This is a genomic window from Labrys wisconsinensis, from assembly GCF_030814995.1.
In the GTDB taxonomy this organism is placed as follows: Bacteria; Pseudomonadota; Alphaproteobacteria; order Rhizobiales; family Labraceae; genus Labrys; species Labrys wisconsinensis.
On the sequence record NZ_JAUSVX010000004.1, the window covers coordinates 65,052 to 79,904 of the forward strand.

At 69.8% G+C, this 14,853-nt stretch carries 16 protein-coding genes; 7 read left to right on the forward strand and 9 right to left on the reverse strand.

What is annotated here, in order from left to right:
* The first annotated feature begins 3 nt into the window (after positions 1-3).
* Positions 4-870, forward strand: coding sequence for a transketolase (locus tag QO011_RS12960; RefSeq protein WP_307272425.1), 867 nt, complete (start codon positions 4-6; stop codon positions 868-870).
* Positions 867-1,910 (forward strand): transketolase family protein, encoded by a 1,044-nt coding sequence (locus QO011_RS12965; RefSeq protein WP_307272426.1) that lies wholly within the window; start codon positions 867-869, stop codon positions 1,908-1,910. Before QO011_RS12960 ends, QO011_RS12965 begins: the two co-directional genes overlap by 4 nt.
* Positions 1,911-1,965: 55 nt before the next feature.
* Here QO011_RS12965 and QO011_RS12970 read toward each other — a convergent pair whose 3' ends face one another.
* Both QO011_RS12970 and QO011_RS12975 read right to left on the reverse strand, forming a co-directional pair.
* A complete protein-coding gene (locus QO011_RS12970; RefSeq protein ID WP_307272427.1) occupies positions 1,966-2,793 on the reverse strand; it encodes an EamA family transporter in 828 nt (275 codons plus the stop codon).
* A gap of 10 nt (positions 2,794-2,803) precedes the next feature.
* Entirely contained in the window at positions 2,804-3,385 is a 582-nt protein-coding gene (locus tag QO011_RS12975) for a TetR/AcrR family transcriptional regulator (protein ID WP_307273151.1), read from the reverse strand.
* Positions 3,386-3,633: 248 nt separating this feature from the next.
* On the opposite strand from QO011_RS12975, the gene QO011_RS12980 reads away from it, so the two are divergent.
* Positions 3,634-3,930, forward strand: a complete 297-nt coding sequence (locus QO011_RS12980) for an HdeA/HdeB family chaperone (RefSeq protein WP_307272428.1) — start codon at positions 3,634-3,636, stop codon at positions 3,928-3,930.
* A gap of 74 nt (positions 3,931-4,004) precedes the next feature.
* Here QO011_RS12980 and QO011_RS12985 read toward each other — a convergent pair whose 3' ends face one another.
* From QO011_RS12985 to QO011_RS13010, 6 genes are all read right to left on the reverse strand, one after another.
* Positions 4,005-4,679: a DUF1028 domain-containing protein gene (locus tag QO011_RS12985; RefSeq protein WP_307272429.1), complete on the reverse strand. Its 675-nt coding sequence runs from the start codon at positions 4,677-4,679 to the stop codon at positions 4,005-4,007.
* Positions 4,676-5,122, reverse strand: a complete 447-nt coding sequence (locus QO011_RS12990; protein ID WP_307272431.1) for a RidA family protein — start codon at positions 5,120-5,122, stop codon at positions 4,676-4,678. Before QO011_RS12990 ends, QO011_RS12985 begins: the two co-directional genes overlap by 4 nt.
* A gap of 23 nt (positions 5,123-5,145) precedes the next feature.
* Positions 5,146-5,694, reverse strand: a complete 549-nt coding sequence (locus QO011_RS12995) for a flavin reductase family protein (protein ID WP_307272432.1) — start codon at positions 5,692-5,694, stop codon at positions 5,146-5,148.
* A 14-nt stretch (positions 5,695-5,708) separates the two neighbouring features.
* Positions 5,709-7,229, reverse strand: coding sequence for a 4-hydroxyphenylacetate 3-hydroxylase family protein (locus QO011_RS13000; RefSeq protein WP_307272433.1), 1,521 nt, complete (start codon positions 7,227-7,229; stop codon positions 5,709-5,711).
* Positions 7,230-7,390: 161 nt separating this feature from the next.
* Complete coding sequence (gene argE, locus QO011_RS13005) at positions 7,391-8,536, reverse strand: acetylornithine deacetylase (RefSeq protein ID WP_307272434.1); 1,146 nt, start codon at positions 8,534-8,536, stop codon at positions 7,391-7,393.
* 259 nt (positions 8,537-8,795) lie between these two features.
* Entirely contained in the window at positions 8,796-9,089 is a 294-nt protein-coding gene (locus tag QO011_RS13010; RefSeq protein WP_307272435.1) for a hypothetical protein, read from the reverse strand.
* Positions 9,090-9,256: 167 nt separating this feature from the next.
* On the opposite strand from QO011_RS13010, the gene QO011_RS13015 reads away from it, so the two are divergent.
* From QO011_RS13015 to QO011_RS13025, 3 genes are read left to right on the forward strand one after another with little or no spacing between them, the layout of a single operon-like run.
* On the forward strand, positions 9,257-11,353 hold the full coding sequence (locus tag QO011_RS13015; RefSeq protein WP_307272436.1) for an oxidoreductase: 2,097 nt from the start codon (positions 9,257-9,259) through the stop codon (positions 11,351-11,353).
* Between the two features lie 58 nt (positions 11,354-11,411).
* Entirely contained in the window at positions 11,412-11,774 is a 363-nt protein-coding gene (locus QO011_RS13020) for a type II toxin-antitoxin system RelE/ParE family toxin (protein ID WP_307272437.1), read from the forward strand.
* Positions 11,774-12,145, forward strand: a complete 372-nt coding sequence (locus tag QO011_RS13025; protein ID WP_307272438.1) for an XRE family transcriptional regulator — start codon at positions 11,774-11,776, stop codon at positions 12,143-12,145. Before QO011_RS13020 ends, QO011_RS13025 begins: the two co-directional genes overlap by 1 nt.
* 15 nt (positions 12,146-12,160) lie before the next feature.
* On the opposite strand, the gene QO011_RS13030 is transcribed toward QO011_RS13025, so the two are convergent.
* Positions 12,161-13,453, reverse strand: coding sequence for an LLM class flavin-dependent oxidoreductase (locus tag QO011_RS13030; protein ID WP_370881955.1), 1,293 nt, complete (start codon positions 13,451-13,453; stop codon positions 12,161-12,163).
* 348 nt (positions 13,454-13,801) lie between these two features.
* Between QO011_RS13030 and QO011_RS13035 the strand changes: the two genes are divergently transcribed.
* Positions 13,802-14,842 carry an amino acid ABC transporter substrate-binding protein gene (locus tag QO011_RS13035; RefSeq protein ID WP_307272440.1) on the forward strand — a complete coding sequence of 347 codons (1,041 nt, stop codon included), beginning with the start codon at positions 13,802-13,804 and terminating at the stop codon, positions 14,840-14,842.
* Positions 14,843-14,853: the final 11 nt, after the last annotated feature.

The window sequence follows — 14,853 nt, forward strand, 5'->3', positions numbered from 1 at the left end:
CCGATGACCTCGCCTCCACCGCCGCCGGACCCGCGCCCGCGCCTGTCCAACACCAGCCTTGCCGAACGCGCCTGGCGCATCCGCCGCAATGCCCTGCGCATGGGCGCGGTGCAGGGCCAGGGCTACATCGCCCAGGCCCTCGGCATCGCCGACGTCCTGGCCGTGTCCTATTTCCATGCCCTGGCCTTCCGTCCGCAGGAGCCGGAGTGGGAGGGCCGCGACCGCTTCCTCCTGTCGATCGGCCATTACGCCATCGCCCTCTACGCCGCGCTGATCGAGGCCGGCGTGCTGCCCGAGGACGAGCTCGGGACCTACGGGGCCGACGACAGCCGCCTGCCGATGTCCGGCATGGCTGCCTACACCCCGGGCATGGAAATGACAGGCGGCTCGCTCGGCCATGGCCTCGGCATTGCCGTCGGCATGGGCCTCGGCCTCCGGCGCAAGGGCTCCGGCGCCTTCGTCTACACCCTGTTCTCCGACGGTGAGCTCGACGAGGGCGCGACCTGGGAGGCGGCGATGTCGGCTGCCAGCCACCGCCTGGGCAACCTGATCGGCATCGTCGACGTCAACAACATGCAGGCCGACGGCCCCTCGCGCCTGGTGATGGACTTCGAGCCGCTGGCGCCGAAATTCGAGGCCTTCGGCTGGCATGTGCAGCGGGTCGACGGCAACGATATTGGCGCCCTGGTCGCGGCGTTCGACGCCGCGCGGGGGTTGGCCGAGCCTCGGCCCCGCCTGATCATCTGCGACACCCGGATGGCCAAGGGCGTGCCCTTCCTCGAACAGCGCGAGCGCAACCATTTCCTGCGCGTCGAGGCGCATGAGTGGACCGAGGCGCTCGAAGCGCTCGACGCGGGGAGGGCGGCATGAGGCGATCGAAATATCAGCGGCCGGCCCATCTCGACGCGCCGGAGCCTGGCGCGCCGCGCCTGACCACCTCGGCGATGATCGCCTCGATCGCCGGCCCAGGCCAGGCGACGCGGCCGGCGCCCTTCGGCCATGCGCTCGTCGAGCTGGCGCAGCAACGGGCGGACATTGTCGGCCTGACCGCGGACCTCGCCAAGTACACCGACCTCCATGTCTTCGCGAAGGCCCATCCCGACCGCTTCTACCAGATGGGCATGGCCGAGCAGCTCCTGATGGCGGCGGCGGCAGGCCTGGCGCGCGAAGGCTTCCTGCCCTTCGTCACCACCTATGCCGTCTTCGCCGCGCGCCGGGCCTATGACTTCATCTGCATGGCCATCGCCGAGGAGGCGCTGAACGTGAAGATCGTCTGCGCCCTGCCGGGCCTGACGACGGGCTACGGACCGAGCCACCAGGCGACCGACGACCTCGCCATCTTCCGCGCCATGCCGAACCTGACCGTCGTCGACCCCTGCGATGCGCTCGACATCGAGCAGGCGACCCACGCGATCGCCGCCCATGACGGACCGGTCTACATGCGCCTGCTGCGCGGCAACGTGCCGGCCGTGCTCGACGAATACGGCTACCGCTTCGAGCTCGGCCGCGCCGCGCTGCTGCGTGACGGGGCGGACGTCCTGTTCGTCTCCTCGGGCCTGATGACCATGCGCGCCCTCGAGGCCGCCCGGCTGCTCGAGGCCGACCGCATCGGCGCCGCGGTGCTGCATGTCCCGACCATCAAGCCGCTCGACGAGGGCGCGATCCTGAAGGCGGCGGCGCGCAGCGGCCGGATGGTGATCGTCGCCGAGAACCATTCCATCGTCGGCGGGCTCGGCGAGGCGGTGGCCGGCCTGTTGATGCGCAGCGGCGTCAGGCCGCCGGCCTTCCGCCAGATCGCGCTGCCCGACGCCTTCCTCGATGCCGGAGCCCTGCCGACCCTGCACGAGCGCTACGGCATCTCGGCGGCAGCGGTGGCGGCCTCGGCGAAGAGCTGGCTCCGGGCGGGGTGAACCACTCCGCCATCGGCCCCCGGGTGGAGGCGGACGAGGAAGGGCGGGGATCCGGTCAAGATCGCCAGCCGAGGCACACAGCCCCGAGCGCCACCACGGCGCAGGCGGCGATCCGCCGGGGCGTCAGCGTCTCCTGGAGGCACAGCCGTCCGATCAGGGCGGCGAAGACGACGCTGGTCTCGCGGATGGCGGTGATCGGGCCGGCCGGCCCGAGGGCGAAGGCCGCGACCACGGCGCCATAGGCGGCCAGCGCGACCAGGCCGCCGGCGAGGGCCGTCCGGGTCTCCGGCGCACGGATGTCGATGGTGAGGCGGCCGCGGAGGAGAAGGAAGGTCGCCGGCAGCAGCACGCCGTAGAGCACCAGAACCCAGGCGGTGTAGGCGCCGGAATGGCCGGCCGCCCGGACCCCGATCGCATCGACCGTGGCATAGGCGGCGATGATCGCGCCCGTGGCGAGCGCATAGAGGATGGACGACGCCGAGGCCCGCCCCTTGCCGAGGGAGAGGCTCATGATCCCGAGCGCGACGAGGGCTACGCCCGCAGCCTGGGAGGCGGTCGGCCGGTCGCCGGCCGTGAGGACGCTGCCGAGCGTCACCAGGAGGGGCACGCTGCCGCGGACGATGGGGTAGACCTGGCCGAGCTCGCCATGGCGATAGGCGGCGACCAGGAACAGGCTGTAGCCGACCTGGAGGCAGGCCGAGGCGATGACGAAGGGCGAGGCCGGCAGCGGGGAGACCAGCGCGAGGGGGATGGCGACGGCGGTCGCCGAGATGCTCATCACCGTGACGGTCCAGAGCCGGTCGGCGCCCGAGCGCAGGAAGGCGTTCCAGGCTGCGTGGAGGATGGCCGCGAACAGCGCCAGGCCGATGACGGCCGGGCTCACTGGAGCATCCTCATGGCAGCGCCTCCGGGGCGATGATGCGAGCGGCAGCCTGGCGTGCCGCGCCCATGGCCGCATCCCCCTGGCCCATCTCGGCCATCAGGGTTGCGCCCTCGATCAGCATCAGCAGCGCTGCAGCGGCGCTTTCGGCCCGATCGGCCGGCATCGCCTCTTCGAGGATCAGGCGCATGCGCCGCCTGAGGTCGTCCTTCTGGGCGACGGCCCTTCCGAAGGCGGGGTGGCCGGGATCGCCGAACTCGGCCAGGGCATGGGCGAAGAGGCAGCCGTGAAAGTCCGGGCGCCGGAACCAGCGCGCGTACCAGTCGAAGATGGTGGCGATCTTCTGCCCGGGCGTGGCGGCCGCCTGCGCCAGGCGGTCCAGCCGCCGCGCGAACCGCCGGGCCCGGTCGTCCAGCACCTCGACGATCAGGTCGTCCTTGCTGGGGAAGTTCCGGTACATCGTCATCTTGGCCACCGCTGCCTCGGCGATGATCCGATCGATGCCGGTGGCGTGATAGCCCTCGCGCTTGAACAGCGCATAGGCGGTGTCGACGATCTGCTGGCGCTTGCCGGAATGGGATGGTGTCGCGGTCATGGTGATGAGACAGGTCTGTCTCATCACCATGACCGCATTGGCGTCCGGCGTCAATGGCTCCGCGATCGGCGCCGCGCCACGGCTGGTGGAGCCCCCAAGGCCGGCAGAGGGCGCCAGCCGGTGCCTCGTCGGCCCGCATCGTCTCCGGCACTGGCGCCACGGCTCTTGCCGCTGCGCGCGAACCCGGGCAGAACCGGGCCGAGGCGCAGGTGCGGCGCAGGCACACCCGCCGGGAATGGACATGCGACATGACGATGAAGACCATCCTCCTGGCCGGCGCCGCGATCCTGGCGGCCTCTGCGGCCGGGGCGGCGACGCTCGACCTCCGCAAGGTCACCTGCGGCGACTTCGCCAAGTCCGACAGCCAGAGCCTGACGAACGTGTCGCTGTGGTTGAGCGGCTATTACATGGGCGAGGATGACGACGCGGTCATCGACTTCGACCGGGTCAACAAGATGGGCAATGCGCTGGTGCAGTACTGCGCCGCCAATCCCAAGGAGCCGGTCAGCGATGCGGCGGAGAAGCTGATGGGCAAGGCCAAGTAGCGGCTCGTGCCGATGGCTGGCGAGCGCCTGGGCGTCACCTGCTCGGCCCCGGTCGAAGACCGGAGCCGATGGGCTCACGCGTCGCCCGGCACGCCGTAGCTCGGCGCCTCGGTCGGATCGAGGGCGCGGGCGACATAGGCTTCGAGCTGCGGCTCGTAGAGGGCCCAGAGCCGGCCGAGGGCGCCGATCGGGTCCTCGTCGGCCCAGTCGACCCGCAGATCCGCCACCGGCCAGGAGACGTCGCGCACCAGGAGGAGCCCGGCCGAGTGCACCGGCCCGGCTTCGCCGCCGGCCGCCACGCCCGCCCGCATGGCGCCGAGCAGGCGTCCGCCGAGCGATCCCTGCGAAGCCAGGAAGGCCTCGACCATAGCCTGCGGCACGCCGGTATCGGCGAGAAGGTTGCCGGCAGCGACCGCGCCCTCGCCCTGCGCCACGGCGTTGAGGCCGAGCGTGCGGCCGCCGGAGAACACGGCGGTGCGGCCGGCGGCGTCGATCAGGGTGAGCTGGCGATAGTCGATATGCGGGCGGCCCGCGACCAGCGCGTCGCGCGCCGCCTCGGCGCTGGCGCCCTGCGCCATCAGGTCGAGGCCGAGCGGCCCGAGGGAAGGATCGGTGACGTTCTGCGTCGCCACCGCCCCGACGCCGGCGCGGGCATGGGCGCAGCGCGCCGCCACCGCCGGCGAGGAGGAGGAGATCGCCAGGCCGAACATGCCCGTCGCCGGGCAGCGTGCCGCAATGGAGAAGGTCATGCGGCTTCGTCCGGCGCCACGGCTTGCGCAGTGTCGGGAATTACAGCGGTGGCGTCGATCTCGACCAGCCATTCCGGACGCGCCAGGCCGGAGACGACGATGCCGGTGGAGACGGGATAGACGCCCTTCAGCCATTGGCCGACGGTGCGGTAGACCGGCTCGCGGTAGCGCGGATCGATGATGTAGATGGTGATCTTGCAGATGTGCTCCAGCTTCGAGCCGGCTTCCTCCAGCAGCATCTTGATGTTGGCCATCGCCTTCTCGGCCTGGCCGGCGGCATCGCCGATGGCGACGCTCTCGCGCGTGTCGAGGTCCTGGCCGATCTGGCCGCGCACGAACACCATGGTGCCGCGGGCGACGACGGTCTGGCAGAGGTCGTTGTCCAGCTTCTGCTCGGGATAGGTGTCCTTGGTGTTGAACTTGCGGATGCGGGTATGGACCATGGCGGTATCTCGGGAGGGAGCGGTCAGGCGCAGGCCGCTGCCGGCGCCGCAAGGCGGGCCGGCCGACCATAGGCGCGGTTGGCGTAGATAAGGGGGGCGCCTTCGCCCGCGGTGAAGATGTCCTCCACCGCGCCGAACAGCACGTGATGGGTGCCGACCTGCTGCATCGCCGTCAGCCGGCAGCCGAAGGCGACCAGCGGGTCGACCACGCGAGGGGCGCCGGTCGCGTCCGCCGTCCAGTCTGCGCAGGAGAACTTGTCGCCGTCGGCGGTCTTCCAGCGGCCGGCGAAGCAGTCGGAGATGTGCGCCTGGTCGTCGCGCAGCACGTTCACGCAGAACACGCCGTTGGCGATGATCGCTCGTGCCGCGGCGCTGCGCTCGTGGACGCACACCAGCAGCGTCGGCCTCGGCGTGTCGGCGCTGACCGAGGCCATGGCCGAGACGGTGACGCCGAACCGCCCGGCCGGGCCGTCCGTCGTGACCACGTTGACGGTGCAGGCGGCGCTGCTCATGCCGGCGAGGAAGCGCTGGCGCAGGTCCGGGTCGAAGGCTTGGGCCGTCGTGGCGCTCATCGCGTCCTCCCGTGCTACTCCGCGGCGACCTTGGCCTGCCCGGCGGCGAACCAGCTGTTGACCGCGCTGTCGCCGGGCTGGCGGCGGATCTCGCCGAGCACCTTGTCGGAGAGGCCGGCCGCCTTCTTGACGAAGTCCAGCGGGCCGTCCCAGTCGAAATTGCGGTAGACCGCGGCCAGATGCGCGAAGGGCGGCGACTGGGCGAAGAGCTGGAAGGTCAGGCGATGGCCGGCATAGTCCGAGTTCAGCATGTCGCGGGCGAAGGCCAGCAGCTTGCGCCGGTCCTCGGCCACCCAGTCCTCGTTGACCGTGTAGAACTTGTCGAGCCAGGGCTTGGTCTCCGGCGCCTCGAAGGCCGCCTTGTCCGGCGTGACGCAGATCTGGCCGCCGCAAAGCTCGCGGGCGATATGCATCATCTCGTGCAGCTGCGAGCAGGCGAGCACCCGGCCGGTGTAGAGCAGCGACTGGTTCGGCATCATCAGTCCGCCCGGGCTGCGCTCGGCCAGGGCGATGGCGGCGGTGAGGTGGGCGTTGATGCCCTCACGGTAGACCGCGAGCTGGGAGAGCTTCTCCTGCACCGCCTGCTGCTTGTCGAGGCCGGTCTGGCGGGCGTTGAACAGCGCCGCGCCGATCATCATGTCGGCGAGCTTCAGGTTGCGCTGCACGAAGGCGAAGGCGGAATAGCGGTGCAGCGTGGCGCGGATGAAGCTCGCCGCCTTGGTGTGCCGGTAGAACAGCACGTTCTCCCAGGGGATCAGCACATTGTCGAAGATGACGAGGGTGTCGACCTCGTCGAAGCGGTTGGCCAGCGGATAGTCCTCGGCCGGCGCCCGGCCGGCGAAGCCGGTGCGGCAGATGAACTTCAGGTTCGGCGAGCCGAGGTCGCAGATGAAGCCGACGGCATAGTCGGAATAGGCGGCATTGCCCCAGTTGGCGATGGTCGGCTTGGTGAAGGCCTGGTTGGCATAGGCCGCCGCCGTCTCATACTTGGCGCCGCGCACGACGATGCCGGCATCGGTCTCCTTGACCACGTGCAGCAGCATGTCGGGGTCCTGCTCCTGCGGCGGCTTGGAGCGGTCGCCCTTCGGGTCGGTGTTGGCCGAGACGTGGAAGGGGTCGGTGTGCAGCACCCGCGCGATATGGTCGCGGATGTTCTTGGAGAATTGCGGGTCGACCTCGTTGAGCACGTCCTGGCCGTCGAACAGCGACCACATCTCGCCGACGGTCTCGTCGCCGACGCGGGTGACGACGCCGCCGATCTCCTCCAGGAGCGTGTCGGTGGCCCGGCGCTTGTCCCACCAGTCGCTCTGCGTGAAGGGCAGCTTGTTGGCGACGGCGTTGACCTCGCCGTCCTGCTCGAAGCTCATGATGTGGCGGGTCGCCGGCTCGTGCTGCATGTCGTAGAAGCGCGCCCGGATGTCGACCAGCGGCTTGAACATCGGGTGCGTGGTGACGTCCTTCACCCGCTCGCCGGCGACATGGACCTCGCGGCCGTCGCGGATCGAGTCCCGGTATTGTGCGCCCGTGCGGATCATGCTCGCTCCTCGCGTCTGCGGCCGGGCGGCGGACCCGGTCACCATGTGCGGGGCATGATCGCGTGATCGGTGGCGCAAGCAAAATAGTCGTTTCTGCTGCCTTGGTTTGGAATTTGGGAAGCAGGGGCGGCGAAAATCCCCTCTGCCATCGGGCGAGGGGGTCAGCGAGCCAGCCGCTCGACCAGCCGGTCCATCATCCCGTCGCAGGCCTCGATCTGGGCGCGGGAGACGAACTCGTCGGGCTTGTGGCCCTGGTCCATCGAGCCGGGGCCGCAGACCACCACCGGCACGCCGAGGCGCTCGCGGAACAGGCCGCCTTCTGTGCCGAAGGCGACCTTGGTGATCGCGGGCGCGTCGAGCAGGCCGCGCATGAAGGCGGCGGCCTCGCTTTCCGCCGCCTCGTCGAGGCCGGGATAGTCGTTCACAACCTCGACGCAGACCGCGGCGGCGGGAAAGCGCCGGCGGTGCGGCGCGGCGATGGCCGCCGCATCCTCGGTGATCGCCGACAGGATGGCGGTCGCATCGTCCGCGGCGAGGTTGCGGATCTCGAAGTCGACCTCGGCGCGGTCGGGCACGATGTTGAGGGCCGTGCCGCCGCGGATCAGGCCGGCATGGACGGTGGTGTAGGGCACGTCATAGGCCTCGTCCCGCGCGCCCTCCGCGGCGAGCGCGGCCTGGCGGCGGCGCAGGGCCGCGACGAAGTCGGCGGCGAGGTGGATGGCGTTGAGCCCGTGCGGCGCCAGCGCCGAATGGGCGGCGATGCCGCAGCAGGTGGCGCGGGCCGCGACCTTGCCCTTGTGGCCGAGGGCGAGGGCGAGCGAGGTCGGCTCGCCGACGATGACGAGGCGCGGGCGCGGCGCCGCCGCCAGCATGTCCAGCATCGGGCGCACGCCGACGCAGCCGATCTCCTCGTCATAGGACAGGGCGAGGTGCAGCGGGGTCGCGAGCGGCTTTCGCGACGCCAGATCGGCCGCCCGCAGCGCGCAGGCGAGAAAACCCTTCATGTCGGCGGTGCCGCGCCCGTAGAGGCGTCCGTCGCGCTCGGCGAGGACGAAGGGATCCGCGGTCCAGGCCTGGCCCTCCGTCGGCACCACGTCGGTATGGCCGGAGAGCATGATGCCGGGCGTTTCCCGCGGACCGATCGTGACGAAGAGGGATGCCTTCTCGCCGGTCGCGTCCGGCAGCAGCCGCGCCTCGATGCCGCGCTCGGCCAGGACGTCTCGCACGAAGCCGATCAGCGCCAGGTTCGAGCGGGCGCTCACCGTGGGAAAGCCGACCAGACGCTCCAGGAGCCCGACGCTGTCCATGGTCTTTCCTCGTCGTCGCAGAATCCGCGGTCCGGACGTCCGCGGTGCCGGGCGAGGGAAGACGGTCCGGCGCGCCGGGTCAACCGCCATGCCGCATCCGCCGGAGCGGGTGATCGCGGCGCCGGCGGTCGGAAGGCTCGGGGGCAGCAGGTTGCTAAGCAGCTTCTCGTGGCTTAAGCCACGAATTGATTTTGCATTCTCCATGCAAAATCAATGCTGCTCAGGCTACTGAAGTCTAAGCAGGTTCGGGAGAACCTGCTTAGGGCTCGCAGGGGCGTCTCGCCCAGGCCTGGTCCGGCCGTGCGCGCTCGGCTTCCCAGTCCGCCGGCAGGTCCCCGAGGGCGGACAGCGTCGGGTCCTTCCGGAGCATGTGGCCGAGGTGGACGAAATGCGGCAGATCCGTCGCGCCATGGTCGCTCTCGCCGCACAGGAACTGCCAGTCGCCGTCCCGGCGGTCCACCAGCAGGACTTTCCGCAGGTCCCGGAAGATGTGCGGGCAGCACAGGGCGCCGACGGCGGATGAAGCGGAGACCGTGTCCGATTTGACGTTCACTGGCAGGAGATCCCGTGGAGAAGCCGAGGGTCCCCAGTCTCCTTGATCCTGCTTAAGGTTGATTGAACCAGTGGATCGCGAATTTCGAATGTTTCGGGCGGGGAGGCCCCGCTAGCGTCGCCGGCGACGCCGCGGTGAACCGGCGAGCGTCGCGAGGGGACTGAGCGATGGCGCGCGATCCGCGATACGACATCCTGTTCGAGCCGGTGCGCATCGGCCCGGTCACCACCAGGAACCGATTCTATCAGGTGCCGCACTGCAACGGCATGGGCTATCGCGACCCGACCGCGCTGGCGACCATGCGCGCGGTCAAGGCGGAGGGCGGCTGGGGCGTGGTCTGCACCGAGCAGGTCGAGATCCACCCCACCGGCGACATCGCCCCCTTCATCGAGCTGCGCAACTGGGACGAGCAGGACGTGCCGATGCTGGCCCGCATCGCCGACGCCGTCCATGCCCATGGCGCGCTCGCCGGGCTGCAGCTCGCCCATAACGGCATGAACGCGCCGAACCTCTATTCCCGCGAGATCCCGTTCGGGCCGGTCGACCTGCCGGTGTTCTCGATCTACAACGATCCGGTCCAGGCGCGTGCCATGGACAAGGCCGATTTCCGGGACCTGCGCCGCTGGCATCGCGACGCCGCGCTGCGCGCCAAGCGCGCCGGCTACGACATCGTCTATGTCTACGCGGGCAAGCTGTTCGGCGGGGCGATGTTCTTCCTCTCCCGCCGCTACAACACCCGCACCGACGAATACGGCGGCAACCTGGAGAACCGGGCCCGCCTGCTGAAGGAGCTGATCGAGGACACCAAGGACGCGGTCGGCGACACCTGCGGCGTCGCCTGCCGGATCTCGGTGGACGAGCTCATCGGCGAGGAAGGTCTGCACGCCGCCGAGGCCCGCGACATCATCGCCCATCTCGCCGAGCTGCCGGACCTGTGGGACCTGACGCTTTCCTCCTGGGACAATGACAGCCAGACCTCGCGGTTCGCCGAGGAAGGGTTCCAGGAGCCTTTCGTCACCGGCATCAAGGCGCTGACGACCAAGCCGGTGGTCGGCGTCGGCCGCTTCACCTCGCCCGACCTGATGGTGCGCCAGATCCGCTCCGGCGTGCTCGACCTCATCGGCGCCGCGCGCCCCTCGATCGCCGATCCCTTCCTGCCGAAGAAGGTGGAGGAGGGGCGGCTGGAGGACATCCGCGAGTGCATCGGCTGCAACATCTGCGTCTCCGGCGACCATACCATGACGCCGATCCGCTGCACCCAGAACCCGTCCATGGGCGAGGAATGGCGGCGCGGCTGGCATCCCGAGCGCATCCGCGCCGCGGCCTCGCCCCAGCGGGTGCTGGTGGTCGGCGCCGGCCCGGCCGGCCTGGAGGCGGCGATGATGCTCGGCCGGCGTGGCTATGAGGTGGCACTTGCCGAGAAGACCAGGACGCTCGGCGGCCGCGTGGCGCGGGAGCGCCTGCTCCCGGGCCTCTCCGCCTGGGGCCGCGTCGCCGATTACCGCACCGGCCAGCTCGCCGGCATGAGCCATGTCGAGGTCTATCGCGAGAGCGATCTGACGGCGGAGGACATCCTCGACTTCGGCTTCGAGCATGTCGTCCTCGCCACCGGCTCGCGCTGGCGGGCGGACGGCATCGGCCGCCGCCTGCTCCGGCCCGTGCCGTGCGAGGCGGGCGCCGTGGTGCTGACGCCGGACGACGTGATGGACGGCGTCCGTCCCGCCGGCCGCACCGTCGCGATCTACGACGACGACCACTATTACATGGGCGGCGTCCTGGCCGAGCTGCTCGTCCGCGAGGGCTTCGCCGTCACGCTGCTGACGCCGGCGGCCGACGTCTCCAACTGGATGCACATGACCATGGAGCAGCACCGGGTGCAGGCCAGGCTCCTCGAGCTCGGCGTGCGCATCCTCGCCCATCACGGCCTGACGGCGATCGGCCGTGGCGGCGTCGAGGCGGCCTGCGTCTTCACCGATCGCCGGACCGCGATCGAAGCCGGGGCGGTGGTGCTGGTCACCGCCCGCCTGCCCGCCACTGCGCTGGCGGCCGAGCTCGGCGCGCGCCGCGACGCCTGGGCCGAGGCCGGGCTGCGCTCGGCCACGACGATCGGCGATGCCCTGGCGCCCGGCACCATCGCCGCGGCGGTGTTCGCCGGCCGGCGCTATGCCGAGGAGCTTGACGAGGTCCGCGACGAGAGCGCCCTGCCGTTCCGCCGCGAGGTGGCCGGGCTGGTGGCGGGCCCCATGCCATGGCCGGGCGGGTGAGGGCATGCCACAACCAGTATAGTCTTGAAGTTATAGTGCTTCGGGCCTATATTGACTCATGCCGTGGACCGTGCTTTTCGACGAGGCGTTCGCCGAGGAATTCGCCGGGTTGGATGCGGATGTCCGGATCGAGATCGCTGTGGGCATAGCGTTGCTGCAGCGCTTCGGCCCTCAGCTCGGCAGGCCGCATGTCGATACCCTGAAAGGTTCGAGGCATTCGAACATGAAGGAGCTTCGCCTGAAGGCGGCCGACGGCGTCTGGCGGGTGGCTTTTGCCTTCGATCCGCAGCGGGCGGCGATCCTGCTGGTGGCGGGCGACAAGTCCGGCGGGTCGGAAAAGCGGTTCTACAGGCAGCTCATCGAGACGGCCGACCGGAGGTTCGACGAACATCTGGACGCGCTGAACAGAGGAGGCGTGTGATGGCGATTCCAGCGGACGAAGTGCTTCGCAAGACGATGACGCCGGCGGAGCGCGCCGAATCGGAGCGGCGCGCTGAACGCATGGCGGCCCGATATTTGACCCTTCAGCAGCTGCGGAAGGCAAGGGACCTGACACAGGTCCAACTCGCCCGGATCCTGCACAAGGACCAGGTTTCGATCTCGCAGCTCGAGAAGCGCAGCGACATGCTGCTCTCGACGCTGCGCAGCTATGTCGAGGCCATGGGCGGCCGCCTCGATCTCGTCGTCCAGTTCGAGGGCCGAGAGCCGGTGGTGCTTTCCGGCCTCGGCGACGAGGAGGCCGGCTCTCCGGCCTCGGCACAGGATCAGCCGGCGCCGGCCTCGGTACTCTGACGGGCGCGATTCCGCCTATCCCCGGAAGAACCGGTTCTCCGGCCGCGGCAGGCCGAGGTTCTCGCGCAGCGTCGTGCCCTCGTACTCCCGCCGGAAGATGCCGCGGCGCTGCAGCTCCGGCACGACCTTGTCGACGAAGTCGTCCAGCCCTTCCGGGAGATAGGGGAACATCACGTTGAAGCCGTCCGAGCCCTCGCCCGTCAGCCATTCCTCCATCTCGTCGGCGATGGTCTGCGGCGTGCCGACGAAGGCGAGGCCGGAATAGCCGCCGAGGCGCTGGGCCAGCTGGCGCACGGTGAGGGCCTCGCGCCGGGCGAGGGCGATCACCCGCTCGCGCCCGCTGCGACTGGCATTGGTCTCGGGCACCTCGGGCAGCGGCGCATCGGGGTCGAAGGTCGAGGCGTCGTGGCCGAGGGCGATCGACAGCGAGGCGATGGCGCTCTCGTCATGGACCAAGCTGTCGAGCCGGGCGCGCTTCTCGCGCGCCTGATCCACCGTCTCGCCGACCACGACGAAGGCGCCCGGCAGGATCTTGAGGTGGTCGGGCTCGCGGCCGAGCGCCGCCATCCGGCCCTTGACGTCCTTGTAGAAGGCCTGGCCGTCGGCGAGGCGCGGGGAGGCGCCGAAGATCACCTCGGCGGTCTCGGCGGCGAGCTGGCGGCCGGACTCGGAAGCGCCGGCCTGGACGATCACCGGCCAGCCCTGCACCGGGCGGGCGATGTTGAGCGGCCCGCGCACCGAGAGATAGGGGCCCTTGTGGTCGAGGACATGCAGCTTTTCGGGATCGAAATAGACGCCGCTCTCCACGTCGCGCACGAAGGCGTCGTCCGCCCAGCTGTCCCACAGGCCCGTCACCACGTCGTGGAACTCGCGGGCGCGGCGGTAGCGCTCGTCGTGCTCCATGTGCTCCTCCAGCCCGAAATTGAGCGCGGCATCGGGATTGGAGGTGGTGACGATGTTCCAGCCGGCGCGGCCACCGCTGATATGGTCGAGCGAGGCGAAGCGGCGGGCGATGAGATAGGGCTGCTCGAACGTGGTCGAGGCGGTGGCGATCAGGCCGAGATGCCTGGTGTCCACGGCCAGCACCGGCAGCAGCGTCAGCGGGTCGAAGGAGGTGACGGTGTGGCTGCGCTTCAGCGCCTCCAGCGGCATGTTGAGCACCGCCAGGTGGTCGGCCATGAAGAAGGCGTCGAACTTGCCGCGCTCCAGCGTCTGCGCGAAGCGCCTGAGATGGCCGAGGTTGAAGTTGGCGTCGGGATAGGCGCCGGGATAGCGCCAGGCGCCGGTATGGATGGTGGTCGGCCGCATGAAGGCGCCGAGCCGCAACTGCCGTTTCTGGGCCAAGGGAACCTCGTCGAGAACCGCGTGAAACGAATGTGTGGATCCGGCCGCCCGCCGCAAGGCCGGGGTCGGAGAGTTCAACATATTTCATACACCGGGGCTTCCCGGATATGGCCGCGGCAGGCCGGTCGCCGGTATCGCCCGGCGAACGGCCGTGCTGCCGATCGGCTTCAGTGAGGAAGATTTTATATCTATAATTTAGATATACAAAATAGACAAATATCGCGAGTCCATCGTAGTGTCGCGATCCGCGGAGCCGGCATGCGGGCGAGGGCGCCCCCGGCTCCGCGGATCGGACGACGAAAGGACAGAGCGATGATCGGGGTGGTGAAGCACGCAGTCGCCGGGGCGCTGGGGGCAGCGGTCCTGGCCCTGGGCCTGGCCGGCCTGACGGCGCCGGCCGCGGCAGGCCCGACGCTGGACAGGATCAAGGAGCGCGGCGTGATCAAGGTCGGCGTCGGCACGCTGCCCGGCTTCTTCGCCCCCGACAGCAACGGCAAATGGCAGGGCTTCTTCGTCGATTTCGGCCGGGCGCTGGCCATCGCCGTGTTCAACGATCCGAACAAGGTGGAGTTCACCTCCTCCTCGCCGCAGCAGCGCCTGCCGGCGCTGCAGGCCGGCGAGTTCGACATCCTGCTCTCGGGGGTGACGCAGACCATCACCCGCTCGTTCAAGCTCGGCTTCCATTTCGGGCCGGTGGTCTTCTATGACGGCCAGGGCCTCCTGGTGAAGAAGTCGCTCGGCGTCACCAAGGGCAGCGATCTCGACGGCGCCAGCATCGGCGTGCAGAGCGGCACCACGGGCGAGCTCAACATCGCCGACTTCTTCCGCAAGAACGGCAAGAGCTTCAAGCCGGTGGTGATCGAGGACACCGGCGAGTTCGTGCGGGCGCTCGACAGCGGCCGCGTCGACGCGCTGACGCAGGATTCCACCGACCTCGCCCTGAAGCGGACCCAGCTCTCCAAGCCCGACGACTACGTGCTCCTGCCCGAGCGCCTGTCGAAGGAGCCGCTCGCGCCCGCCATCGCCGGCGGCGACGACCGCTGGCTGGAGATCGTCAACTGGACGGTCTACGCCACCATCCAGGCCGAGGAGCTCGGCATCACCAGCCAGAACATCGACAGCTTCCTGACCAGCGACGATCCGGCGATCAAGCGCTTCCTCGGCACCGATCCCTCGCTCGGCGAAGCCATCGGCCTCGACCCGAAATTCGCCTACACCATCGTCAAGACCCTCGGCAATTACGGCGAGATCTTCGAGCGCAACATCGGCAAGGCCACCCCTGCCGGCTTCGAGCGCGGCTACAACCAGCCCTGGACCAAGGGCGGCCTGCTCTATTCCCCGCCGTTCCGCTGAGCGGCCGGGCC